General features: G+C 37.0%; 22 protein-coding genes. 4 read left to right on the top strand and 18 right to left on the bottom strand.

The annotated features are described in order from the left end of the window. Nucleotides 1-163: 163 nt before the first annotated feature. The 6 genes from topA to ylqF form a co-directional block, all read right to left on the bottom strand. Nucleotides 164-2,233 carry a type I DNA topoisomerase gene (topA, locus tag QA539_RS04645; RefSeq protein WP_219494822.1) on the bottom strand — a complete coding sequence of 690 codons (2,070 nt, stop codon included), beginning with the start codon at nt 2,231-2,233 and terminating at the stop codon, nt 164-166. Nucleotides 2,234-2,318: 85 nt separating this feature from the next. Beyond that, nucleotides 2,319-3,206: a DNA-processing protein DprA gene (gene dprA, locus QA539_RS04640; RefSeq protein ID WP_419895556.1), complete on the bottom strand. Its 888-nt coding sequence runs from the start codon at nt 3,204-3,206 to the stop codon at nt 2,319-2,321. A 130-nt stretch (nt 3,207-3,336) separates the two neighbouring features. Beyond that, nucleotides 3,337-4,245 carry a succinate--CoA ligase subunit alpha gene (gene sucD / locus QA539_RS04635; protein ID WP_219494641.1) on the bottom strand — a complete coding sequence of 303 codons (909 nt, stop codon included), beginning with the start codon at nt 4,243-4,245 and terminating at the stop codon, nt 3,337-3,339. Between the two features lie 15 nt (nt 4,246-4,260). Further along, entirely contained in the window at nt 4,261-5,430 is a 1,170-nt protein-coding gene (gene sucC, locus QA539_RS04630; protein ID WP_419895555.1) for an ADP-forming succinate--CoA ligase subunit beta, read from the bottom strand. 108 nt (nt 5,431-5,538) lie between these two features. Next, nucleotides 5,539-6,324, bottom strand: coding sequence for a ribonuclease HII (locus QA539_RS04625; RefSeq protein WP_419895554.1), 786 nt, complete (start codon nt 6,322-6,324; stop codon nt 5,539-5,541). Beyond that, nucleotides 6,314-7,186, bottom strand: coding sequence for a ribosome biogenesis GTPase YlqF (ylqF, locus tag QA539_RS04620; RefSeq protein WP_219494634.1), 873 nt, complete (start codon nt 7,184-7,186; stop codon nt 6,314-6,316). The genes QA539_RS04625 and ylqF overlap by 11 nt, the downstream gene beginning before the upstream one ends. Nucleotides 7,187-7,308: 122 nt before the next feature. Between ylqF and QA539_RS04615 the strand changes: the two genes are divergently transcribed. From QA539_RS04615 to QA539_RS04600, 4 genes are read left to right on the top strand one after another with little or no spacing between them, the layout of a single operon-like run. Beyond that, entirely contained in the window at nt 7,309-8,265 is a 957-nt protein-coding gene (locus QA539_RS04615) for a glycosyltransferase family 2 protein (protein ID WP_219494633.1), read from the top strand. Continuing rightward, a complete protein-coding gene (locus QA539_RS04610) occupies nt 8,262-8,639 on the top strand; it encodes a GtrA family protein (protein WP_419895553.1) in 378 nt (125 codons plus the stop codon). Before QA539_RS04615 ends, QA539_RS04610 begins: the two co-directional genes overlap by 4 nt. A 3-nt stretch (nt 8,640-8,642) precedes the next feature. Then, nucleotides 8,643-11,237, top strand: coding sequence for a YfhO family protein (locus QA539_RS04605; RefSeq protein WP_419895552.1), 2,595 nt, complete (start codon nt 8,643-8,645; stop codon nt 11,235-11,237). Next, nucleotides 11,221-13,821 (top strand): YfhO family protein, encoded by a 2,601-nt coding sequence (locus tag QA539_RS04600; RefSeq protein WP_419895551.1) that lies wholly within the window; start codon nt 11,221-11,223, stop codon nt 13,819-13,821. Before QA539_RS04605 ends, QA539_RS04600 begins: the two co-directional genes overlap by 17 nt. A 16-nt stretch (nt 13,822-13,837) precedes the next feature. Here the strand turns inward: QA539_RS04600 and rplS are convergent, their stop codons facing one another. From rplS to fabG, 12 genes are all read right to left on the bottom strand, one after another. Beyond that, nucleotides 13,838-14,185 (bottom strand): 50S ribosomal protein L19, encoded by a 348-nt coding sequence (gene rplS / locus QA539_RS04595; protein WP_012656731.1) that lies wholly within the window; start codon nt 14,183-14,185, stop codon nt 13,838-13,840. Between the two features lie 122 nt (nt 14,186-14,307). Then, nucleotides 14,308-15,030: a tRNA (guanosine(37)-N1)-methyltransferase TrmD gene (trmD, locus tag QA539_RS04590; protein WP_219494625.1), complete on the bottom strand. Its 723-nt coding sequence runs from the start codon at nt 15,028-15,030 to the stop codon at nt 14,308-14,310. Next, nucleotides 15,030-15,527, bottom strand: coding sequence for a ribosome maturation factor RimM (gene rimM, locus QA539_RS04585; RefSeq protein WP_419895550.1), 498 nt, complete (start codon nt 15,525-15,527; stop codon nt 15,030-15,032). The genes trmD and rimM overlap by 1 nt, the downstream gene beginning before the upstream one ends. Before the next feature lie 48 nt (nt 15,528-15,575). Further along, nucleotides 15,576-15,803, bottom strand: a complete 228-nt coding sequence (locus QA539_RS04580; RefSeq protein ID WP_219494621.1) for a KH domain-containing protein — start codon at nt 15,801-15,803, stop codon at nt 15,576-15,578. A gap of 5 nt (nt 15,804-15,808) precedes the next feature. Further along, entirely contained in the window at nt 15,809-16,084 is a 276-nt protein-coding gene (gene rpsP / locus QA539_RS04575; RefSeq protein WP_041635895.1) for a 30S ribosomal protein S16, read from the bottom strand. 142 nt (nt 16,085-16,226) lie between these two features. Next, nucleotides 16,227-17,579, bottom strand: a complete 1,353-nt coding sequence (ffh, locus tag QA539_RS04570) for a signal recognition particle protein (protein WP_219494619.1) — start codon at nt 17,577-17,579, stop codon at nt 16,227-16,229. Nucleotides 17,580-17,590: 11 nt separating this feature from the next. Continuing rightward, nucleotides 17,591-17,935, bottom strand: coding sequence for a putative DNA-binding protein (locus tag QA539_RS04565; protein ID WP_219494617.1), 345 nt, complete (start codon nt 17,933-17,935; stop codon nt 17,591-17,593). Then, a complete protein-coding gene (gene ftsY / locus QA539_RS04560; RefSeq protein ID WP_219494615.1) occupies nt 17,928-19,178 on the bottom strand; it encodes a signal recognition particle-docking protein FtsY in 1,251 nt (416 codons plus the stop codon). Before ftsY ends, QA539_RS04565 begins: the two co-directional genes overlap by 8 nt. Continuing rightward, nucleotides 19,175-22,753, bottom strand: a complete 3,579-nt coding sequence (smc, locus tag QA539_RS04555) for a chromosome segregation protein SMC (protein ID WP_419895549.1) — start codon at nt 22,751-22,753, stop codon at nt 19,175-19,177. The genes ftsY and smc overlap by 4 nt, the downstream gene beginning before the upstream one ends. Further along, nucleotides 22,753-23,481, bottom strand: coding sequence for a ribonuclease III (gene rnc, locus QA539_RS04550; RefSeq protein ID WP_413475316.1), 729 nt, complete (start codon nt 23,479-23,481; stop codon nt 22,753-22,755). Before rnc ends, smc begins: the two co-directional genes overlap by 1 nt. A 151-nt stretch (nt 23,482-23,632) precedes the next feature. After that, the gene (locus tag QA539_RS04545) at nt 23,633-23,866 is read right to left on the bottom strand and encodes an acyl carrier protein (RefSeq protein ID WP_041635894.1); all 234 of its coding nucleotides are present in this window, start codon (nt 23,864-23,866) and stop codon (nt 23,633-23,635) included. A gap of 30 nt (nt 23,867-23,896) precedes the next feature. Next, nucleotides 23,897-24,631 (bottom strand): 3-oxoacyl-[acyl-carrier-protein] reductase, encoded by a 735-nt coding sequence (fabG, locus tag QA539_RS04540; protein ID WP_419895548.1) that lies wholly within the window; start codon nt 24,629-24,631, stop codon nt 23,897-23,899.

The following is a 24,631-nucleotide window of genomic DNA, read 5'->3' as shown; positions in this document are numbered from 1 at the left end:
GTATCTCCTCCTGAATATCCTTCATGATTGTATTACAATTTTGTAATGAAATAAACTATTATTATTAAAAACAGATTCATTTTTCACAAAAATCGAAAAAATAATAGAGAACAGATTATATTTCAAATCTGTTCTCAGATTAACATGATTATTTATGGATGTGTTATTGAGGCTTCTCATCATAATCACAATTCGTGCATACAACTTGTGTCTGCTTCCCTTTTTTGCGTTCCACAAGCTGCGTGTCACACTTCGGACAATTTCTTGCAATAGGTTTATCCCAAGAAATATAATCACATTCTGGAAAATTACTGCAGCCATAAAAAATTCTATTTTTCTTAGATTTACGTTCAACAACTTCGCCATCTTTACACTTTGGACATGGTACACCAATAGTTTTGACGATTGCTTTTGTATTTCTGCAGTCAGGGAAATTTGAACAGGCCATAAATTTACCGTAACGTCCCATTTTATATACCATCGGAGAACCGCATTTCTCACAATCTTCTCCTGCTGGCTCGTCTTTAATTTCAATCTTTTCCATTTCTGCTTCTGCACGTTCAACATGCGTTTTAAAATCACCATAAAATGTTGAAACAACTTTCTTCCATTCCATATCTCCACTTGCAATTTTATCCAATAATGTCTCCATATTCACCGTGAAATCAATATCAATAATTTCAGGAAAGTATTCTTTAACAGACTCGTTGACAATGATGCCAAGCTCCGTCGGATAAAATTTCTTCTGGTCAACTTTTACATAATTACGCTTTTGAATCGTATCTATGGTTGGTGCATAAGTTGAAGGTCTGCCAATACCTTTTTCTTCCATCGTTTTAACAAGACGTGCTTCAGTGTAGCGTGGAGGTGGTTGTGTGAAATGCTGATTTTCGTCGATATTAACAGCCTTAACTGTGTTACCCACTTCCAGCACCGGCAATTTATTCTCTCCGTCTTCAGTCTCTTCATCCTGACCTTCGATGTACACGCTCATAAATCCTTTAAACTTAATTGTCTGACCATTTGCTCTAAATTTAATATTATCCTGAACAAGGTCTACACTGACCGTATCAATGACTGCTGCAGCCATTTGACTTGCCATAAAACGCTCCCAGATCAATTTGTATAGGCGTAGCTGATCTCTAGAAAGATACGCTTTCATCTCAGAAGGCGTACGCATCACCGATGTTGGGCGTACTGCTTCATGTGCATCTTGGGCACCTCCACTCTTACTTCTGCGTTTAGACAAGAATTCTTTACCGTAATGTTCTTCAATATAGCTTGCAGCCTCATTCTTTGCAGTATCTGAAATACGAGTAGAATCCGTACGCATATATGTAATCAGCCCGACTGTACCTTGTTTCTTAAGGTCGATCCCTTCATATAATTGTTGTGCAAGCATCATTGTTTTACGTGCTTTGAAGTTAAGCTTACGTGCAGCTTCTTGTTGCAGCGAACTTGTAGTAAAGGGTTGTGCAGGATTTCTGAGTTTTTCTTTTTTTGTGACATCTGTCACTTTAAATGTATCTGATTTCAGTTGTTTGACAATTGCTTTAACGTCGTCTTCCTGCTTTAATTTCTTAGGTTTATTATTCTCATGTAAGAACTTTGCCTTGAACTGTTTTTTATCATATTCAAATAATCCATCAATCGTCCAGTATTCCTCTGGTTTAAACGCATTGATTTCTTCTTCTCGATCAATAATAAGCTTAAGTGCCACAGATTGAACACGGCCAGCCGAAAGTCCTTTTTTAACTTTTTTCCATAATACCGGAGAAATATTATAACCTACGAGACGGTCAAGTATACGTCGTGCTTGCTGAGCATCAACAAGATTTTGTTCAATTTGTCTTGGATGCTTAAAACTCTCTTTGACAGCATCCTTTGTAATTTCATTAAATACAACTCTGGATTCTGCTTTTTCATCTATATTCAGTATATGTGCCAAATGCCAGGCAATCGCTTCACCTTCACGGTCCGGGTCACTCGCAAGATAAACATGTTTCGCACGCTTTGCATGTCTTTTTAAATCTTGTACGATAGGCCCTTTTCCTCTAATCGTTATATATCTTGGTTCAAAATCATTTTCAGTATCAACGCCCATCTGGCTACGCGGTAAATCACGTACATGCCCCATAGATGCGACCACTTTAAATTTCTTCCCTAAATATTTTTCAATGGTTTTAGCTTTTGCAGGCGACTCAACAATGACGAGATTTTCTGCCAATTGTATATCCCCCTCTTACTTAATTTGTTTTCAATGATAAATAATATACGTATAAGTAAGTGATTGTCAAATAAAACTCATAAATATAGTTTTAATTTTTTGAAATATCAGGAAAAAAATAATCTTCTATAATATCCTGTGCACATTGAACAAGCTTTGCACCTTCTTTGATCCTTTTATTACATCCTGCTGAAAGTTCATGAATGATAGGTCCTGGCAGACAATAGATGTTCCTATTCTGTTCTAAACCTTGATCCAGCGTTATTAAACTCCCACTCCTCTCTTTTGCTTCAGTGATCAGGATGCCTTGAGCAAGACCGCTAATAATTCTATTACGTTCTGGAAATCTAAACTTTTGTATTGGTGTAGCCGGTGGATATTCACTTATCACGATGTGATGTTTTTCCATCAGCCTTCTTATTAAAGTAGTCTCTGCAGGATAGATGAAATCATGACCATACGCGAGGACTCCAATCGTATGACCTCCATAAAAGTTACATGCCAGATGCGCATAATTATCTGCGCCTTTTGCCAAGCCACTGACGATGTATATATTATTTTTTATCAGTACCGGTACAATCTGGTCCAGGGCATCTGCTGTATAATTCGTTGCATCTCTGCTCCCTACAATCGCTAAGGCATTCGTATAGTTAAGAAGATTAATATTGCCTTTTGCGAATAAAACAAAAGGATAATCATAAATTTCAAGCAGTAGTTGTGGGTACGCTTCTGAATCAAAATAGATTGGGGTGATCTCCTTGTTTGCAAGCTCTTCTAACAGCGTTTTGATTTTGAGATTCTGAAATTTTGATAACTTATTATCCAGCGTGCGCTCATGGCAGTTAAAAATTTGTCGTAATATAGGCTTGAGCTGAAGAAAATTTAAATCAAATGAATGGTAAACATTATATATCTTGTGTAACTCCTGAGTCGTGAAACCTGCATAAATGAGTTTTAAAAGTTTATGATGTCGTTTCATATCTATCACCTCATTACTATTCTAATAGGTGTTCTTTAATTTCATTTCATTTAAGTATTAATATTTGTAAATATTAATAAAAAAATACCGGACGACCTATAACTCATATATAGGTCGTCCGGATTCTTTTTTATTTAACTGTTAAACATTTTTCGTATAAGCCTGCTTCTTCTTTAATACGTTCGATTAATGTAGAACCAATTTCAGAAGGTGTCGCTGCAGTTTTAATGCCGCAAGCATTCATTGTTTTAATCTTTTCTTCAGCCGTACCTTTACCGCCAGAAATAATCGCACCAGCATGTCCCATACGTTTACCTGGAGGTGCAGTCTGACCACCGATAAAGCCTACAACAGGTTTCGTCATGTTCGCTTTTACCCATTCAGCAGCTTCTTCTTCAGCTGTCCCACCGATTTCACCGATCATCACAACAGCTAAAGTTTCAGGGTCATTGTTAAACGCTTCTAGTGCATCGATGAAGTTCGTACCGTTTACAGGATCTCCACCGATACCTACAGCTGTTGTTTGACCAATACCTGCTTGTGTTAGCTGATGCACTGCTTCATAAGTCAATGTTCCAGAACGGCTTACAACGCCAACGTGACCTTTTTTATGAATGTATCCTGGCATAATCCCGATTTTACACTCATCAGCAGTAATAACACCAGGACAGTTCGGTCCAACTAAGCGTGTTTTCTTACCTTGCATATAACGTTTCACTTTAACCATATCTAATACTGGAATATGTTCTGTAATACAGATTGCTAAATCTAATTCAGCATCTACACATTCAACAATTGCATCTGCAGCAAATGGTGCTGGTACATATATAACAGATACGGTAGCACCTGTTGCTTTTACTGCTTCTTCAACGGTATTAAATACCGGTACGCCTTCAACTTCCATACCACCTTTACCTGGTGTAACACCGGCAACGATCTTTGTACCATATTCAATCATTTGTTTCGTATGAAATAATGCTGTTGATCCTGTAATTCCTTGTACGATTACTTTTGTATCTTTATCAATAAATACTCCCACGATTATCCCCGCTTCCTATTTAGCTTCTTTTACTAATTCAACGATTTTTTGTGCACCTTCAGCCATCGTGCTTGCTGGTGTAATTGCTAATCCTGAATTACCTAGAATTTCTTTACCTTGATCCACATTTGTACCTTCTAAACGTACCACTAATGGGATTGTTAATTCTAATTCTTTAGCCGCTGCAACAACACCTTCTGCGATTACATCACACTTCATGATACCACCGAAGATATTAACGAAAATCCCCTCAACCTTCTCATCACCTAAAATGATTTTGAATGCTTCAGTAACTTTCTCTTTCGTTGCGCCGCCCCCTACATCAAGGAAGTTCGCCGGATTTCCGCCGAAATGATTAATTGTATCCATCGTTGCCATCGCAAGACCGGCACCGTTTACCATACAACCGATATTCCCATCTAAAGCGATATATGATAAATCATATTTAGATGCTTCGATTTCCTTTGGATCCTCTTCATCTAAATCACGTAGTTCCATAACGTCTTTTTGACGGAATAATGCGTTTGCATCAAAGTTAATTTTAGCGTCAAGCGCTAAAACTTCCCCGTCACCTGTTGTTACAAGTGGGTTAATTTCAATGATTGAAGCATCTTTCTTCATAAATACATCATATAGACCTAGCATAATTTTTACTGCTTTATTTACAGATTCTTTCGGAATATTAATGTTAAATGCTAGACGACGTGCTTGATAAGGCATTAATCCAACAACTGGATCGATCACTTCTTTAAAGATTTTTTCAGGTGTCGCTTCAGCTACCTCTTCAATTTCAGTCCCACCTTCTTCAGAACCCATTAATACTACACTGTCTGTAGCACGGTCTAGTACGAAACCTAAATAATATTCCTTTTTTATATCGCATCCTTCTTCAACTAGAAGACGTTTAACTTCCTTACCTTCAGGACCAGTTTGATGCGTAACTAATACTTTTCCAATTAATTCTTTCGCGTAGCTTTCAACTTCGTCTAAAGATTTTGCAATCTTAACACCGCCAGCTTTACCACGGCCACCAGCGTGAATTTGAGCTTTAACGACGTAGACCCCTTCTTTTAGACCTTTAGCTACTTCAACTGCTTCTTCAGGTGTATAAGCAACAGAACCGTTCGGAACTGCTACACCCATAGAGCGAAAAATCTCTTTCCCTTGATACTCATGGATATTCATTGTCCATCCTCCTATAGTGCACATTAATTTAGCTTACGTTCCAATTATAAAAAATGAAAGCGCTATTGTAAACCGCAAACGCTTAAAAAAAACAGACAATTACGATAGTTACGTAATTGTCTTTGCGTTTTCTTCTGTTTTTATCATTGATTTAATCGGCTCAAATGATTTGCGATGATGCTCTGTTATCCCATACTGCATCAAACCTTCTAAATGTCTTTTAGTGCCATATCCAGCATTTTGATTAAAATCATAGTAAGGAATATCTTTATGAATCTCTTCCATCAGGTGATCGCGATAAACTTTCGCAATAACACTTGCTGCAGCGATAGAAATACTTTTAGCGTCTCCTTTAATGATTGATTCCTCAATTAAACCTGTATTCAGTTTCATCGCATCTATCAGTAGTACGTCAGGCTTTACAGGTAACTTATCTATCGCTCTGTGCATCGCAAGTTTCGTTGCTTCGTATATATTGAATTTATCAATTTCCTCCACACTTGCTTCTCCTATCGCATATGCAACCGACTGTGTTAATGCGTCATAAAGCGATTCCCTCTTATGCTTTGATAACTGCTTCGAATCGTTTAGACCAATATAGTGATGGCCATCGTTTAAGATGACAGCACATGCGATAACTGGGCCCGCTAATGGACCACGCCCGACTTCATCAATACCACAAACGACTTTTCCGTTATAGCGACGTTCATATTCGAGCATTTGTTCATATTCATCTATTGCTTGAGTTTCCTGCGCGACTTGTTTTTCTCTCGCCTGCTTTACTTTTAACGCACCACTTCTCGACTCTTCTTCAAAAAAATCAATAAGTTCTGTTTGATTCATCTCTCTTACTTTTTCTTTAAGTAAAGCGATGGTATAGTCATTACTCTTCATCATCAACCTCTGACATTGAAATATGATCGAATGTATATTTTCCTATTTTTTCGTTACGTATATCTCTTATAATTAATTCTACAACCGATTCATAATCTATTTCATTACCCTTTAACTTTAGGCCACGGCTTCTGCCGATCGCATCAAATACTTCAATATACGGCGTATCTGCTGTGACATCAATATTATAGTGCTTGTTAAATGTGTTCAGGTCTCTTTCCTGCAAAAACGAAATCCCATATATAGCGACTTCATCTAAATGAACAATGCTATCTTTAATTGCACCTGTTAAACTTAATTTTTTGCCGACAGTCTGATCCTCAAACTTCGGCCATAAAATCCCGGGTGTATCTAATAGTTCCAATGTCTTTCCAACCTTAATCCACTGCTGTTTCTTTGTAACCCCTGGCATATTCCCCGTCTTTGCGATTGATTTCTTTGCAAGGCGATTAATTAAAGTTGATTTACCCACATTTGGAATGCCGACAATCATTGCACGAATTGCACGTGGACGTAACCCTTTTTGCTTCATGCGGTCAAACTTTTCTTTAGTAACGATTTCTGCCGCTTTCGTTACTTGGGATAGATTTTTACCATTTTTGCTATCAATGAGCACAGGATAAAAGCCCTGTTCCTCAAAATAGGACATCCACTTTTTTGTTTCATTTAAATTTGCCATATCCATCTTGTTTAATAATACGACGCGCGGTTTATCCTTGATTACTTCATCAATCATAGGGTTTCGTGAAGAGTAAGGGATGCGTGCATCAACAAGCTCAAATACTACATCGACGAGCTTAAGCTGCTCTGTAACTTCTCTCCTTGCCTTTGCCATATGTCCTGGGAACCATTGTATTGCCATAATTTCACTTCTTTCCAGTTATTTAATTTAATCATCATACAAAATACGATTTACTTCATTGTATGTTAAAATATCTTTATGATTTATAATTAATATTTTAACACATTACTTAAGGAGTCTTTATGCTAATTTCACTCATCGCACCAATTTATAATGAAGAGAAGAATATTCAGCTACTTACTGAACAGATTGATGCTGTGATGCATAATAACAACTACAACTATGAACTCATACTCGTCAATGATGGAAGTAAAGACCATTCTTTATCAATCATAAAAGAGCAGGCAACCCTTTTTCCACAAATAAGGTACATTTCCTTTTCTCGCAATTTCGGTAAAGAGTCTGCTATGATCGCCGGACTCAATGCAGCTCGTGGAGACTGTGCTGTTATTTTAGATGCTGATTTCCAGCACCCTCCTGAACGCATACCGGAGATGATTCATTATTATGAAGAAGGATATGACCAAGTGGTCATGCGCAGAGACCGTTCAGGAGAGCATGTCATCAGGAAATTCCCAACTCAGTTATTTTACAAGCTTATCAACAATGCAGTTGATATTCAGCTAACAGATGGTGAAGGTGATTTTCGTCTGATCTCAAGACGTGTGATTGATAGCATCCTTTCCTTAAAAGAATATAACCGATTTTCTAAAGGGATATTTGAATGGGTAGGTTTCAGCAAAAAGACATTAAACTTTAAAAATATTGAACGTTTTGAAGGACAGTCTTCATTCTCTCCAAAAAGACTGATTGACTATGCAATTGACGGTATTATTAGCTATAACAATAAACCATTACGTCTTTGTTTCCATTTTGGCGCACTCACTATGACGTTATGCTTACTCTATATATTGATCACTTTCATACAAATTATGCGCCACGGCGTAGAGTCACCTGGATATTTCACAATCATTGCATCGGTATTGTTTCTCGGTTCCGTTCAACTGTTTGGCCTTGGCATTATCGGCGAATATATCGGTCGGATTTATTATGAGACAAAGGGTCGACCCCACTACATTATTAGCGAAACTAATATTAGTAAAAACGAGCTGCAGGAGAACGTGAGAACACGCATATGATAAAACGTTACAGTCGACTGATCAAGTTTATTGTTGTAGGTTTCATTAATACATTCAATTATTACCTTGTCTATTTGCTATTATTAAAGGTTTTACATTTAGGTTATTTAACGAGTCATCTAACGGGATTTCTCGTGTCATTTATTATTTCTTATTTTTTAAACTGTTATTTTGTGTATAAAGTGAAACCCACCTTTAAAAAATTTATTCAATTTCCACTGACGCAGGTTGTGAATATGGGTGTACAGACGCTGCTACTCTATATATTCGTGGAATTACTGCATATCCATAAAGTTTATGCCCCTTTCCCTGCACTAGTCTTTACGATACCTATTACTTATTTCGTTACAACTTATATCTTAACAAAGGAGTAAATGATGAAAAACAACAGAAAAATATTTATTCCAGTAATTGCCTTGATGCTTGCTATCTTTGGGCATAGTTATTATATTTACCGTTTTTTGCAGGATGGTACAATTTTTACAGGTCCAAATGATGGATTAGAACAAATGCTGCCAATGCAGCTTTACCTTTATAAGAAATTTATTAATGGTGAGTTCTTCTACAGTATGGATTTCGGTCTTGGTGGCGATTATTTTACGGATTTATCATATTACTATTCAACAAATATTATTTACTTTATAAACATCATATGCGTCTGGTTTCTAGATGTATTTTTCAACTTTAAAACAGACAGTATTTCTTTTTGGGCCAAAAACGCTTTTTATGTTTCTATCGTTAAATCTGCTATCGCTATTATTTTCAGTTACTTATACTTTAGAAAGATTCGTTTAGCAGGATCATCAGCAATGCTTGCTGCTTTTTTATTTGTCATGTCCGCTATATATTTCAGATTTACATTGTACTGGTCATTTTTTAGCGATGTCTTTATTTTTTTACCACTTATGTTGCTTGGAATTGAATATTTCATTCAGAATAAGAAACATTCTATATTTATCATTGCAGCAGCACTTATATTTATTAATAATTTCTATTTCGCATATTATCACCTGCTTGCAGGACTTATCTATTTTATTGCAAGAAATATATTCAAATCAAAATATGATGTTGTGCCCCGTAAAACACAGTGGCCTCATTTTGTTATCATGTCGATCATCGGATTACTGATCAGCAGTGTGTTCTTCTTCTATGGTGTTAAGAGCTTTCTACAAAATGAACGTGCACCATATAAAGCGGGTATTTCTTTATTTGATTCTTTTGATCAAAATGCAAATATCTTCTATGACAATTACTTAGTCATTGTATTATTCTTAGCGGTTCAGGCCATCTTTACTTTTAAATTATATGACAATTATTTTTACAGATTCTTTAGTATCATGTCGATTATCTTTATGTGTTTCAGTCTTACACCCTTTATAGATGCTGTATTCAATGGATTCAGTGCTCCACAAAAACGCTGGCATTATTTAATATCTTTCTTCACAAGCGGTCTGATCGGAATGTATATTATGCACTTTAGAACAATCACGGTTAAACACTATCTCATCTCCGTTATTCCCGGGATATCGATGGTCTTTGCGAGTCATCTTGTGATTCATAAAGCGGTGAGTTGGGTATATATTGTTCCGATCATCATTATCGTCGGACTATTAGTATTAATCGTAAAGGATAAAAAACAGCAGCGTGCGCTCTATATTTCTATGATTATCTTAATTCTTATCTTCAACTGGGACGTCATTCGAGTGCATAATAAACTGGATAATTATAATCCGGGTATCAATGATCGTGCGAAGATGAGCTATATTGTATCAAGTGTTTATGATTCACCTTTGCAACAGCATATTATCGATCAGCTAAAACAAAAGACGAAAGCTGACGAACGTATCGACTGGAGGGTGCTTGAACAAGATAACACACCGATGTATCAAGGGTTTAAAGGTGTAAGTCTGTATTCAAGTATATTCGATGGTGCTTTAGTCGATTTCTATTTTAAAGACATGAAGATTAATCTGAAGGAGGAGTCAGTCAGTCGATACTCCACCTTCCAGTCAAGAAGCAACCTTGAGTCATTGTTCAACGTCAAGTATCTCGTTCGTAAAGCATATCAGACTGACGTACCCGAAAACTTTAAACTCGTTCAGAATGACGGAAAATATAAAGTTTATGAGAACACACAGACCATTCCTTTTGTCAGGATTACAAATAAATTTGTCAATACTAGGGATCTCACTGAAATTATCGACCGAGAACATGCGATGATGGAAGGTATCATTTCAGAAGACGAACCTACAAGCTATCCTTTCAAGAAAAATAAAAATTTAATCGATAAGGTACACATCAATACAAGCGGATCAAATTGGCTTACCCAAAATGAGAAGCTTAAAGTCAATCCTCCAAGTGGTGGGTTAATCATCGAAATCCCTCAAAACCTACAACAACAATACAAGGATTTCTATGTCGATATGCACGTTGAAATCATTTCACCTATCACAAATCATCAGATTAATGTAAACAAATATGCCAACAATCGTCTTTTCCAGACAAGTAAGTATCGTACACATTATGATGATTTGCTGTATCGTGTAAAATCACCTCAGAACGGAAAGATTCTAATCGGTCTTACACCTGGTACTTATAAACTGAAAATCAATGGTATTTATGGTGAAGATTATAAGCAGTTGAAGAGCATGAAGAAAGAAATTGACTATAATTTCAAAGATGAAGGTAATAAAATGACCATCAACCTAAAATCTTCTAAAGATGGCACGATGGTTGTTCCTATCGTTTATCGTGATGGCATGAAAGCTTACGTGGATGGAAAGAAAGCAGAGGTAAAGCGCGGCAATTATATTATGACTACGATCCCAGTAACCAAAGACACAAAAGAAGTTGTTCTAAAATACACACCTCCATACTTTTATCTCATGATACTATTGTCATTGATGGGTATCATCCTGGCTGTACTCTACATTAAATTTACGAGGTTAACTAAAGATGAGACAAAGATTTAAGCGTTATCCCAATATATCTCTATTGCTTGTTTCAATACTATGTGCATGTATCGCACATAGTGTTGTCCTTTTTCGTATGTTTGACCGTGGGACATTGTTCACCGGCAAGGGTGATGGTATCGCACAGATGCTGCCATTTCAGATGTATCTTTATAATAAGTTCTCTCATTTTCATTTCTTCTATGATATGGACTTTGGCATCGGTGGAGACTTTCTTAAAAGTCTTTCTTATTATTATTCTACATCGCCAATAACATATTTAAATTTTATCTGTATCTATATTGGAGATATTTTTTTATCCTATGATGTGACTGACCCAGTATTCTGGGCAAAAAATCAAATTTTCATCTCAATCATCAAACTATCACTTATATTTTTTGTGACTTATAAATTTTTAAGATATATGAATATAAACCGCTATGCCGCATTTACCGGCAGCTTTATTTATGGCTGGTCAACAGTGTACTACTTCTTTACATTTACATGGAGCTTCTTTAGTGATGTAATGTTGTGGCTCCCAATGACAATCTTTGGTCTCGAACGACTGTTCAGAGAAAGAAAGCCGCTTCTTTTTATAATTGCAGTTGCGCTGACACTGCATGCTAACTTTTATTTTAGCTACTATGAATTTATTTTCGTATCTGTATATTTTTTATATAGATCGATCTTTAGTAAAGATGATGATCTACTGAACTTAAAGGAAAAGCTGATTACAGGTAGCATAAGCGGCATCCTTGCACTGATGATCAGCAGTGTCGGATTTTTCACTGGTGCTACAAGCTATTTAATGAATGACAGAACACTACCCCCAATTAAGCTCAATCCTATCATTGATATGGTCGGTTTCTATAATTTATTTTATGATGGCTATTATGTCGTTATTTCAGCAGTGGCTGTTATCGCTTTAGCGACGTTTGTATTGTATAAGCATTATGATTATAGACTTTATGCGATACTTTCTATTATCTTTATGATCGGTTCTTTAAGCCCATATTTTGATAGTTTCTTTAACGGATTCTCAATTGATCAGAGGAGATGGGTCTATCTACTTGTATTTACGACTTCCATTCTAGCTGCGATCTATCTTGATAAATTAAGCGAACTTAAAATGAAGTCATTTCTAATTTCTTTAATACCTGCACTATTCATCTATCCTGTTTCTGTAATTGGTCACGAGAAGTTTCTGATCTGGCTGATCTATATTCCGATAATCTGTGTTCTAATCGGATATTATATCTACAATAAAAAAAGATACCTGTATATACTCATACATGCCGTTATTTTTATTATGACCAATTTCTTTGTATATGAATATATGACCGAACAGATTGATACGTTGCATCCTGAAAAGGAGCGAAATATCGAATATATTACAAGTCAAACTTATCAATCGCCGATTCAAAACAGAATTATCGATGAAATCAAGGCGGTGCTAAAGCCTGGTGACCGTATAGACTGGCAGACATCGATCACACATAATACACCGATGTTACTGCAGTTCAATGGGATAAAATTATATTCAAGTATCTTCAACAAAGATATCTATCAGTTTTATGATAAGGATCTAAATATTACGATGGATACGGATAGTAACTCTATTTACTATCGTCTTGGTGAACGCGCAAACTTAAATAGTTTATTTAATGTCAATCAGATTATCAGAATCAATGAATCGATGACTATCCCCTATGGGTATGAGCGTGGTAACCTCTATGCTGAGAATGACTTGTCGCAAAAGTACTATGTCTATAATAATACTCATAGACTTCCATTCGTTCGTGTCACCGATAAAGTATATAATGCAAACGAACTGAAACAGCCTATAGATAGAGAACACGCGATGCTAAATGGTGTTGTACTTGAAGGCAAGGGCGACAGCAAGATTAAACCACAGAAGAACTTAATGCAAGATGCCGAGCCGCAATTGCGTAATGCGACACTTCAGGGCAATAAACTTATTGTGAATCAGGAAAACGGCGGCATCACTTATAAACTCGGTAGCAAGAAAATCAATAAGTATAAGGATCTTTATGTAACTTTGAGCATTGAATCAAAGACAGCTACAGATTATCATTATGTCTGGATCAACGAAATTTATCAGTCAAGAAAACCTTTGAATGATGATTATCGCCGATTTAATCCTGTAATCACGTTAAAAGTCAAAGCAACAGATGTTATCGATCTAAAATTAAAGACAGGTACTTATCACTATAAACTTCTTGGAATATATGGTGAGGATTACCAACAACTAAAAGAAGCATCAAAGAATACAAATACACATTTGTTTAAGAAGAATAAAGACAAGATGGAAATTACACTTGCAAAGCATAAAGCAGGCTATGTGGTTATACCTGTTCCATTTTTAGAAGGTATGAGTGCTAAAGTTGATGGTAAAAAAGCTCAGATTTCTGAAGGGAACTACTTGATGACAGCCGTTAAGGTTGATACTGACGCAAAACATATAACGATTAAATATACACCACCATATTTCCATTTAATGCAGGTAATTTCTGTTATAGGAATGCTTCTTACCTTCTTATATATTCGTTATTTAAAAAACAGAGCTAGAGACATAAGTCTCTAGCTCTGTTTGTCTAATATTAGCGAATTTCTTTAATACGTGCAGCTTTACCACGTAAGCTACGTAAGTAGTACAATTTAGCACGACGTACTTTACCACGACGTAATACTTCAATTTTCTCGATTTTAGGTGTATGTACAGGGAATGTACGCTCAACACCAACACCATATGAAATTTTACGAACTGTGAAAGTTTCAGAAATTCCACCACCACGACGTTTGATTACTACACCTTCGAATACCTGGATACGTTCGCGAGTTCCCTCAACGATACGTACGTGAACTTTTAAAGTGTCACCAGGACGGAATGCAGGAATGTCTGTACGTAATTGTTCTTTTGTTACTGCTTCGATTAATTTGTTATTCATTTTACCTTCTCCTTCTGCCTATGTTCTTAAGTCTTCGCTCAGCGGATCATAGTGATTTATGTGTGATTCACACTTTTAAAATAATATCATACTTCACTGTGTAAAGCAATATATATTGACACCTAATTATCATGTTTAAGGTGTTCTAAATATTCTTTATCTGACTGAGTCAGTGGGTAGTGTTCTAATAAATCTGGTCGGCGTTCAAAAGTACGCTTCAAGCGCATTTCATGGCGCCATGAGTCGATATGCTTATGGTTACCACTAAGCAGTACATCCGGTACTTTCATTCCATTATAGTCAGCTGGTCTCGTATATTGTGGATGTTCAAGTAATCCTGTTGAGAATGAATCATCCCTATGACTCTCTTCTTTTATTGATTCAGGAATCAGTCTCACGATTGCATCTGTCATTGTAATTGCTGCAAGTTCTCCGCCGGTTAATACATAATCACCGATAGAGAGTTCATCAGTTACAAGATGCTCGCGTATACGTTCATCATATCCTTCATAATGACCACAAATAAATACAAGATGTTCTTCTTGTGCTAACGATTCAGCCACTTGCTGCGTGAAAGGTTTTCCTTGCGGACACATAAGGATAACACGTGTCTTGCTCGTTTTATCAATGGCATTCATTGCATTGAATATCGGTTCTGGCTTTAGAACCATGCCTTGCCCCCCACCATATGGATAATCATCCACTTGGTTATGTTTATTACCTGAATAATCTCTGAAATTAACCGTGTTCAGCTCCACAATTCCTTTTTCCTGAGCACGTTTCATAATAGAGTGATTCAGCACGTCAAACATTTCAGGAAATAATGTTAAATAATCAATCTTCATTATAATAACCCTTCAATCGCTTCAATGATGATTGTTTTATTATCAATATCGATTGACTTAACAACATCTTCAATGTATGGAATTAAATATTCTTTATCGCCTTGAACAACCCATACGTCGTTTGCTCCTGTTTCAAAGATATCATTCACAATACCGATTTCGTGTTCGCCATCAAACACAGTGCACCCAATAATATCTGAATAGAAGTATTCATTTTCGTCCAATATAATATCTTCATTCTCAATATCCTGATAGACATCCAGACCCTTATACTTTTCTACATCATTTATATTGTTTAAACCTTCAAATGCTACCATATGGAAGTTTTTATGGGTGCGATACGATTTGATTGTGAGCGTAACTCGCTCATCTTTAAATGGAATCATTAGCACTTTACCCGGCTTAAAACGTTCTGATGCAAAATCAGATGCCGTTAAAATCTTTACTTCGCCTTTCACACCGTGTGTATTGACGATTTTCCCTACATTCATTTCCATTTCACAAAACCTCCATCTCATAAAAAAAGAGTACCAAAAAAGGTACCCTTAATCAATCTCTACAAACACTTTCTTAACAGACGCAAGCGCTGCACCACTCGTAACTGTTCGCATTGCTTTAGCAATACGACCTTGTTTACCGATTACTTTACCTTTATCGTCTTGATTGACTGATAGATGATACGTAATGCTGGATGCATGTTCTTCCTTCGTGATCTTAATATCTTCAGGATGACTCACAAGCGGTGTAACAATGGTTTGTATTAATTTTTCCATAGCGATTACTTCGCGATTTTTTGGTTATGGAATTTCTCCATAATACCTTGCGTTGATAAGATATTACGAACTGTATCAGTTGGTTTTGCGCCATCAGCTAACCATTTTAAAGCTAAAGCTTCATCAACTTTGATTTCTGCTTCAGGTTTAGCAACTGGATTATAAGTTCCAATTGCTTCGATGATACGACCATCACGTGGTGCGCGTGCATCTGCTACTACAATACGGTAGAATGGGTTTCTTTTAGAACCCATACGAGTTAAACGAATTTTTACTGCCATTATAAATCTCTCCATTTCTAATCTTTTCTCAAGTACTAATATTAACAGGAAACTTACTTCCTGTAAAGTGTTTTTTCTTTACAAAAATAAATTTAATATAAAAGACAGAAAAAATCAAGTTTTTTCTGTCTTTTAGTAAATATTAAAACGGTAAATTCATGCCCTGGAATGGATTACGCCCTTTTTTACCTTTTTTCATTCCTGTAAACTGCTTCATCATCTTCTTCATCTCGTCAAACTGCTTAATCAGTTTATTCACTTCAGATAAACTTCTGCCTGACCCTTTTGCGATTCTCTTCTTACGTGATACATTGATAATCGCCGGATTGTTACGTTCTTCTTTCGTCATTGAACGTATAATTGCCTGCACATGATCGATTTGCTTAGCGTTCATATTAACATTATTCAGACCTTTCATCTTGTTCGCACCAGGAATCATCTTAAGCAGTTCATCAAGAGGCCCTAGAGCTTTAACCTGTTCGAGTTGCTCCAGAAAATCATCAAAAGTGAATGATGAGGTCTTCATCTTCTGTTCAAGTTCTTTCGCTTTAGATTCATCTACTTGAGACTGTGCTTTTTCGATTAAACTTAACACATCACCCATACCTAGAATACGAGATGCCATGCGTTCTGGATGAAAAGGTTCTAGTCCATCAAGTTTCTCACTCATACCGACAAACTTAATTGGTTTTTGTGTGACACTTCGAATCGAGAGCGCTGCCCCACCACGAGTATCTCCATCAAGTTTCGTTAAAGTAACACCCGTAACATCCAGCTGATTATCGAAACTCTCAGCGACATTCACTGCATCTTGACCTGTCATAGAATCTACGACAAGCATAATTTCGTCAGGTTGACTGATTTCTTTAACTTCAACAAGCTCATTCATCAATGCTTCATCAATATGCAGGCGTCCTGCTGTATCGATAATCACAAAGTCCAGATGTTCTTCTTTTGCGTGTTGCAGTGCACGTTCTGTAATTTCTTTAGGGGATACTTGATCCCCTAAAGTAAATACCGGTACATCAATCTGCTTCCCTACTGTTTGTAGCTGCTGTATTGCAGCTGGTCTATAGATATCACATGCGACAAGCAGTGGTTTCTTGTTATATTTCTTGCGCATTAAAAGTGCAAGCTTACCTGCAGTCGTCGTTTTACCTGCCCCTTGTAAACCTACCATCATCACAACAGTCGGTGGTTTCTTACTCATATTAATCTGAGTATTCTCAGAACCCATTAAAGTCGTTAGTTCTTCCTGTACAATTTTAATAATCTGCTGTCCAGGCGTTAATGACTGCATCACTTCTGAACCAATCGCACGATCGGATACTGTCTTAACAAATTCTTTTACCACTTTAAAGTTAACATCGGCTTCAAGTAATGCTAAGCGTACTTCGCGCATCATCACTTTTATATCCGCTTCTGTAACTTTACCCTTACCTTTAATCTTCTGCATTGTAGCCTGGAGTCGATCTGATAATCCTTCAAAAGCCATACAATGACCCCCTATTCTATTCTTTGTAATTGTTCTATATATGCTTCTAACTGCTGATTACGTTGTGCATTATTCTGTAATTTAGTTAATTGAAGCATCTCTTCGTATATAGCCTGACGCTGTTCAAATTTATGATATAGACCAAGCTTACTTTCATATTCTTCTAATAAATCACCAGTCCGTCTAATATTATCATAAACTGCTTGTCTTGATACATCAAACGTTTCAGCAATCTCAGACAGTGATTCATCATCCATATAATACTTTTCGAGATAGTTTCTCTGTTTATCTGTTAATAATGACTGATAAAAGTCAAACAGATAGTTCATGCGCATCGTCTTTAGCAGATCATTCATCGTCTGAATTATCCTTCATTACTTCTGCCGCCTTATTCTCTTCTTCAGTAGAAGCTTCAATCATATCAGCAAATAATCCGTATACATAACTTTCTGCATCGAACGGCTGTAAGTCATCTAACTTTTCACCGAGTCCGACAAATTTAACAGGGATGTGCAGTTCGTTTCGAATTGCAAGTACGATACCACCTTTTGCGGTACCATCTAGCTTCGTCAGAACAATTCCCGATACATCTGTCACTTCTTTAAATGCTTTTGCCTGTACGAGCGCATTTTGTCCTGTTGTCGCATCCAATGCAAGCAGCACTTCATGCGGAGCACCTGGTACAGCACGAGATAATACTTTTTTAACTTTCTCTAATTCTGTCATTAAATTTGCTTTATTTTGAAGACGCCCTGCTGTGTCACAGATTAAAATATCCGCGCCACGATTTTTCGCAGCCCCGATTGCATCGTACATAACAGCTGCAGGGTCTGAGCCCTCACTTTGCTTAATTACTTCAACACCGACACGGTCACCCCATACTTGAAGCTGTTCTATGGCGCCAGCACGGAAGGTATCTCCTGCAGCAAGCATCACTTTTTTTCCTTGTCCTTTGTAGCGATGCGCAAGTTTACCTATTGTCGTTGTTTTTCCGACACCGTTAACACCAACCATAAGTATTACAGTCAGTCCATCTTCCTGGATGTTCATTTCCTGTAGTTTATCGTCTTCTTGTTCATAGATCTCTACAATCTTCTCTACGATAACTTCTCTTAAGTCAGCGGTCTCTGTAATATTGCGGCGTTTCGCCTCCATACGAAGAGATTCCACTAAATCCATGACCGTATTAAATCCAACATCTGCTTGTATCAGCATTTCTTCTAAAGCTTCGAAGAAATCTTCATCAACAGTACGGTACATCGCAAGTAAATCGTTAAGTTTATTCTGGAAGTTTTCACGAGATTTCTCTAGACCTTCACGGAATTTCGCACCAATCTGCTGTGCTTCAAGCTCCTCAAACTCTTCGATGGAAATTAAATCATCATCATCAAAGTCGAAGTCCCAGTCAGATTTCTTTTCCGTTTTCTTCGGCTGTTCAATAACTTCAGCGCGACTTACACTTTCGCTTGTCTGCACATCATGAGTTGGATCCTCCTGCTGCGGATCTAGTGTATCGTCTGGTGCTAATGTTTTCAATGGATCCGTTGTTTCTTCGTTATTTCCGACAAATTTATTTTTTAATTTTTTAAAGAAACTCATTTCGTCAACTCCTTAAATTTTTTATCGTCAATTTCTTTAAGATTAACACTTACTAGTTTAGATATCCCTGAGTTCTGCATCGTAACACCATAAAGTCTATCACTTTCTTCCATCGTCCCTTTACGATGAGTAATCACAATAAACTGGGTATCTTCCTTTAAAGTTGTTAAATAGTGCGCAAATCGACTGACATTTGCTTCATCAAGCGCTGCTTCCACTTCATCCAGAATCACAAATGGTGCTTTCTTTCTATTTAAAATTGCAAAGAGCAGAACTATCGCAGTCATCGCACGTTCACCGCCCGATAACAATGACAAGTGCTGTCTTTTCTTTCCTGGTGGCTGAACATAGATATCTATTCCGCTTGTTAAATAATCTTCTTCAGTCAGAATCAATCGTCCTTCTCCACCACCGAATAATTGTTTGAAGATGTGCTCAAAAGCATTTGATATCACTTCAAATGTAGTCTTAAAGCGCTCAGCAACTGTATGATCCATATCTCTTATGATCATTTCTAGATTATCTTTGGCTTCAAGTAGATCTGCTTCCTGTGATATTAAGAATTCATAACGCTCACTCACTGCTGCATATTGTTCAATCGCATTCATATTCACAGGTCCTAGTTCATCGACGGCAATCTTTGTCAGTTTGACACGACTTCTTAATTCGTTTAACTGCTTTGCATCATCGACCGTCAAGCGATGTTCAAATATATAGTCCTCTGCAGCCTCATAGGTCATTTCATAAGTAAAGTTTAGATGTTCGAGATAGTTTTCAAGCTTTACATCTAATCTCGAATGCTGTACTTTGAGTTCACCGATGCCATTTTCAATGCCACTTATTTGACGCACAAGTTCTTTGTTCTGCATTTCAAGTTCGGCTTCTTGTTCGATATATTCCCCGAGAGTCTGCTGTATATTTTCAATTTGTCGATGCAGAAAACTTTTCTTTTCTTTGTCTTCATCAACACTTTTTTCAAGTTGAATGATTTCTTTTTGAAGCTTTTCTCGGTCAATCGCATGCTCAAGTTGACTTAAATGTTTAAGTTCGCCTTCTGTTGTCTCTATTTTGTCTAACAGATCTCGTTTTACCTTTTGATAATAATGAATATCTGCTTCTAGCTTATTTATCGATTTATTAATACTGTGCATTTCATGCTGCATATTTTCAAGTAAAGATTTTTTATTCTGTGCATTATTCTGATATAACTTTATTTTGTCTGTTAGTTCCGATAGTCGTGATTCGATTGTCTGAATGTTGTCATAGATAAGCGCTTTATCTTTCTCCAGCTGATTGATTTCTTGTCGCTCTTTATCATATTGTGTTCTAGTCTCAAGCTTTGACTGCAGACGCTCTAGCTTTATATGAATTTCTTCACGCGTTAACTTTAGCTGATGTAATTCATCACGCAGCTGAATTCCACTCTGTTTATCCTGTTCAAGCTGGAATTCAGCCTCTGAAATTGATTCATTCAACTGACTTACCTTTTCTCTTAGCTGTAAAGTTTGTGATTCATAGTCGTTTAATTGCTGAGACAATTGCTGTAATTCATTTCGAGATGACAAGGCTTGCGTCGGTTTTTGTTTACTTCCACCTGTCATTGAACCTCCTGGATTAACGACTTGTCCATCCAGTGTTACAACTTTATGTCTGTATGATACAAACTTTGCAATCTTGTTGGCTTCAGCAAGTGTCGTTGCGATGATAATATGTCCTGCAATATTATCTATAATATTTTTGTATTTATGATCTGCTGTAATAAGCGTATTTAAAGTGCCGATATACCCTTCGAATTGGGTCAATCCAGTTAAGATATCACTCGTGATGTTTCTAGGTTTGATGACATTTAACGGTAGAAATGTAGCACGTCCTGCTTGCTTTGACTTCAAGAATTCTATCGCTTTACGTGCAGCTTGTGCATCTTCTACGATAATATGCTGTAAGACCCCACCTAAAGCACTATCCAGCGCATCATTATAGCGAGGTTCTACTGCTATGGTATCAAGTACCGTATGATGAATACCATGGAGCTTCTCTTTATTTTTTAGCAGTAACCTGACACCTTGATAATACCCTTGATATTCTTCCTGCATTATTTTTAATCGGTTCACTTTAGATTCTAGTGTGGAGATAAAACGGTCAGCTTGTTTTAAGTTTTCACTTTCCCTAAAGTAAAGCTGCTTTTGCTTAGTGATATGTTGCTGACGCTCTGTATAGGATAGTCGTTTATTATCAACCATCTGTTCCATACTATTAATCTGTTCGTTCAACGACTGCTGCTCTGAGAGCAAATCTTCATACTGTGTCATTGTCGATTCATCAACTTGCGCTTCTTCCTTACGATTAAACTGTTCGATCCTTGAATTCATATGCTGTATATCATTTTCAAGTTTCGTCTTCATCGTAAACTGTTCATAGTATTCACTTCTTGTCTCTTCAATCAATGCTTCGATGTCATCGACTAATGCAGATTGGTCGTGCTCTGTCTGGGATAGTTTTTGTTTTTTTGATAACTTTTCCTGTTTTAAAGTTTGTATTTTCGCTTCTGTTGCTGATAACTCTTTTTTTGTATGTTCCAGCGTCTGGGCAAGTGTTTTTTGCAGCTGATGTTTCTCCTCAAAGTTCGCATCCTGGTGAATGAGACGCTCTTTATTCACATTCAGCAGACCGATATTACGTTCAATACGCTCAGTAATGTGTAACAAATCAGACTTATACGTTTCAAGAAGCTTCTGCTGTTCATTTCTTTCCGATTTATGTGCATCCAGCTTATTAGAAATACGTGCACTCTTATCCTTCCTATATTTAAGCTGTTCGTCAAAACTTTGAATCTCCTGCTGCAGACGTTCATATTCTGCACTACTCTCCTTGATATCATGTACCGTCACTTGAATATCTGCATCCTTCATCTCTTCAGATAATGCGATATATTCTTCAGCAATACTCGCTTCAATTTTAAGGGGCTCTACGCGATCCTTTAGATCAAAAATAATATCGTGCACACGACTGAGGTTATTCATCGTGTCTTCAAGCTTCTGTTCAGTTTCCACTTTACGTTTCTTATACTTCAATACACCGGCCGCTTCTTCAATCAATTGTCGACGTTCGCTCGGCTTAGCATTCAATACCTGATCGACCTTTCCCTGAGAAATAATACTGAAAGCATCACGACCAAGACCACTATCTAGAAATAACTCCGTGATATCTTTAAGTCTTACTTTCTGATGATTCAAGAAATATTCACTTTCACCAGAGCGAAAGAGTTTACGAGTAATCAGTACTTTATCAGAATCAACAGCAAGGCTGCGCTCAATATTATTGATCGTAAGTGTTACTTGTGCAAAGTTAGTTGCATTCCTATCCTGTGCACCTGAGAAGATGATATCTTCCATCTTTGCACCGCGAAGGGATTTTGCTGATTGTTCGCCAAGCACCCACTTGATAGCATCTGTAATATTACTTTTCCCTGAACCGTTTGGTCCAACAATCGCTGTAACACCTTCATCAAACAGCACTGTTGTCTTATCTGCAAACGACTTGAAACCAGTTGCTTCTACCGACTGTAAATAAACCATTATGACTCTCCTGCTGTCAGAAGCAATAGAGCAGTTTGGGCTGCCTGTTGCTCTGATTCTTTCTTCGTTCTTCCTGTGCCTGTACCAATCACTTTATCTTCAACATAAACTTCAGACGTAAACGCTTTGAAATGTGCCGGTCCTTCCTCTTTAACGAGGCGATAGGTAACTTGTAAGTTTTTAGTTTTATGAATATATTCCTGTAAATAAGTCTTATAGTCAATAAGGCCATGCAGCAGATCTTCAGTTATAGCAGGAAAAATATAGCTGTTAAAGAATCTTTTTGTTACATCATGCCCTTGATCAAGATATAACGCCCCAACGAAGGCTTCAAATACATCTGCAATTAAAGATGGACGCGTTCTGCCACCTGTCTTTTCCTCGCCTTTGCCTAGCAAAATCAACTGATCAAACTTCAACATCTTCGCAAATATCACAAGTGAAGGTTCACATACAATTGCAGCGCGCAACTTTGTCAGCCTACCTTCTGGCAGATCACTATGCTGCTGGTATAAATATTGTGAAACCATCAATTCTAACACCGCATCTCCTAGAAATTCCAGGCGTTCATTGTCCTTATTTTTATCAAGCTTGAAATCATTAATGAAACTCGAGTGTGAGAATGCCTGTACATACAGTTCAACATCATTTGGTATAATATCCAGGTGTGTGAGCACCTTGTTTAACTTTACTTTAAATTTATCGATTATTAGCTGTCTTTTATTCATTTCGTCCTCCTTATCTATGTTTTTATTTTACGTTATATACGCTGTAAAAAAAAGTGATTGCTTAATAAACTTTAAAATAATCATCATTAATAACTTAAATCCGAACACAGCTGCAAATGGTGTGTTCGGATTATGTATTTATAGCCTTATATTATTTTTCTAATGATTCGATATATTTCACTGCATCACCAACCGTGTTGATTTTTTCAGCATCTTCATCAGGAATCTCAGTTCCAAACTGATCTTCTAATTCCATAACTAATTCAGCGATATCTAAAGAATCGGCACCTAAATCGTCTTTGAACGAAGCTTCTGCAGTTACTTTATCTGCATCTACACCAAGACGATCTACGATAATATCTTTTACTTTGTCGAAGTTTTCCATAATTTCACCTCCTTAAAATAATTATAGTGATTACTGCATATACATACCACCGTTAACATGAAATGTCTGTCCTGTAATATACTGTGCTTTATCACTCGCCAGAAATGCTACCATATACGCAACATCTTCAGGTTGGCCCATCTCACCTAACGGTATCTGACTTTTCATCGTTTGAACAAGCGTGTCATCCAGCACGTCAGTCATGTCACTTTCAATAAATCCAGGGGCTACTGCGTTAACACGGATACCACGGCTGGCAAATTCTCGAGCAAAGGTTTTCGTCATTCCTTCAACACCTGCTTTAGCTGCAACATAATTGACTTGTCCAGCATTTCCGATACTTGCAACGATACTGCTGACATTGATGACAGTTCCTGCACGTTGGCGTAGTAATTGTCTTGAGGCAGCCTGGATGACATTGAATACGCCAGTTAAATTCGTATCGATGACATCTGCAAATTCTTCTCTCTTCATACGCATCGCTAAATTATCTCTAGTGATCCCTGCATTGTTGACGATACAATCTAACGATCCAAAAGTAGCAATGGACTGATCTATCATCGATTTAACTTCTTCATGATTACTGACATCTGCTTTAATCGCAACAGCTTTTTGACCTTTATCAATAATTGCTTGTACAACCTGCTTTGCTTTTTGTTCATTTCCTGAATAATTGACGATAATATTAAATCCTTCGTCTGCCAGAGCTAAAGCAATACTTCTGCCGATACCTCTGGAACTTCCCGTAACTAAAGCCGCTTTCAT

The organism is Macrococcus psychrotolerans (assembly GCF_038095555.1).
GTDB classification, from domain to species: domain Bacteria; phylum Bacillota; class Bacilli; order Staphylococcales; family Staphylococcaceae; genus Macrococcoides; species Macrococcoides psychrotolerans.
The sequence above is the reverse complement of the archived record's forward strand: the minus strand, read 5'-3'. Positions and strand labels throughout refer to the sequence as shown.

Bases quoted from the DNA above. Each gene is read 5' to 3' on its own strand.
- QA539_RS04610 (WP_419895553.1), top strand. From the start codon at position 8,262: ATGATAAAACGTTACAGTCGACTGATCAAGTTTATTGTTGTAGGTTTC.
- trmD (WP_219494625.1), bottom strand. From the start codon at position 15,030: ATGAAGATTGATTATTTAACATTATTTCCTGAAATGTTTGACGTGCTG.
- rplS (WP_012656731.1), bottom strand. From the start codon at position 14,185: ATGAATAACAAATTAATCGAAGCAGTAACAAAAGAACAATTACGTACA.
- QA539_RS04605 (WP_419895552.1), top strand. From the start codon at position 8,643: ATGAAAAACAACAGAAAAATATTTATTCCAGTAATTGCCTTGATGCTT.
- ffh (WP_219494619.1), bottom strand. From the start codon at position 17,579: ATGGCTTTTGAAGGATTATCAGATCGACTCCAGGCTACAATGCAGAAG.
- QA539_RS04600 (WP_419895551.1), top strand. From the start codon at position 11,221: ATGAGACAAAGATTTAAGCGTTATCCCAATATATCTCTATTGCTTGTT.
- sucC (WP_419895555.1), bottom strand. From the start codon at position 5,430: ATGAATATCCATGAGTATCAAGGGAAAGAGATTTTTCGCTCTATGGGT.
- fabG (WP_419895548.1), bottom strand. From the start codon at position 24,631: ATGAAAGCGGCTTTAGTTACGGGAAGTTCCAGAGGTATCGGCAGAAGT.
- ftsY (WP_219494615.1), bottom strand. From the start codon at position 19,178: ATGAGTTTCTTTAAAAAATTAAAAAATAAATTTGTCGGAAATAACGAA.
- QA539_RS04615 (WP_219494633.1), top strand. From the start codon at position 7,309: ATGCTAATTTCACTCATCGCACCAATTTATAATGAAGAGAAGAATATT.
- QA539_RS04625 (WP_419895554.1), bottom strand. From the start codon at position 6,324: ATGAAGAGTAATGACTATACCATCGCTTTACTTAAAGAAAAAGTAAGA.
- ylqF (WP_219494634.1), bottom strand. From the start codon at position 7,186: ATGGCAATACAATGGTTCCCAGGACATATGGCAAAGGCAAGGAGAGAA.
- rimM (WP_419895550.1), bottom strand. From the start codon at position 15,527: ATGGAAATGAATGTAGGGAAAATCGTCAATACACACGGTGTGAAAGGC.
- QA539_RS04580 (WP_219494621.1), bottom strand. From the start codon at position 15,803: ATGGAAAAATTAATACAAACCATTGTTACACCGCTTGTGAGTCATCCT.
- smc (WP_419895549.1), bottom strand. From the start codon at position 22,753: ATGGTTTATTTACAGTCGGTAGAAGCAACTGGTTTCAAGTCGTTTGCA.
- rpsP (WP_041635895.1), bottom strand. From the start codon at position 16,084: ATGGCAGTAAAAATTCGTTTAACTCGTATGGGTTCTAAAAGAAACCCA.
- rnc (WP_413475316.1), bottom strand. From the start codon at position 23,481: ATGAATAAAAGACAGCTAATAATCGATAAATTTAAAGTAAAGTTAAAC.
- QA539_RS04565 (WP_219494617.1), bottom strand. From the start codon at position 17,935: ATGAATGATCTGCTAAAGACGATGCGCATGAACTATCTGTTTGACTTT.
- QA539_RS04545 (WP_041635894.1), bottom strand. From the start codon at position 23,866: ATGGAAAACTTCGACAAAGTAAAAGATATTATCGTAGATCGTCTTGGT.
- dprA (WP_419895556.1), bottom strand. From the start codon at position 3,206: ATGAAACGACATCATAAACTTTTAAAACTCATTTATGCAGGTTTCACG.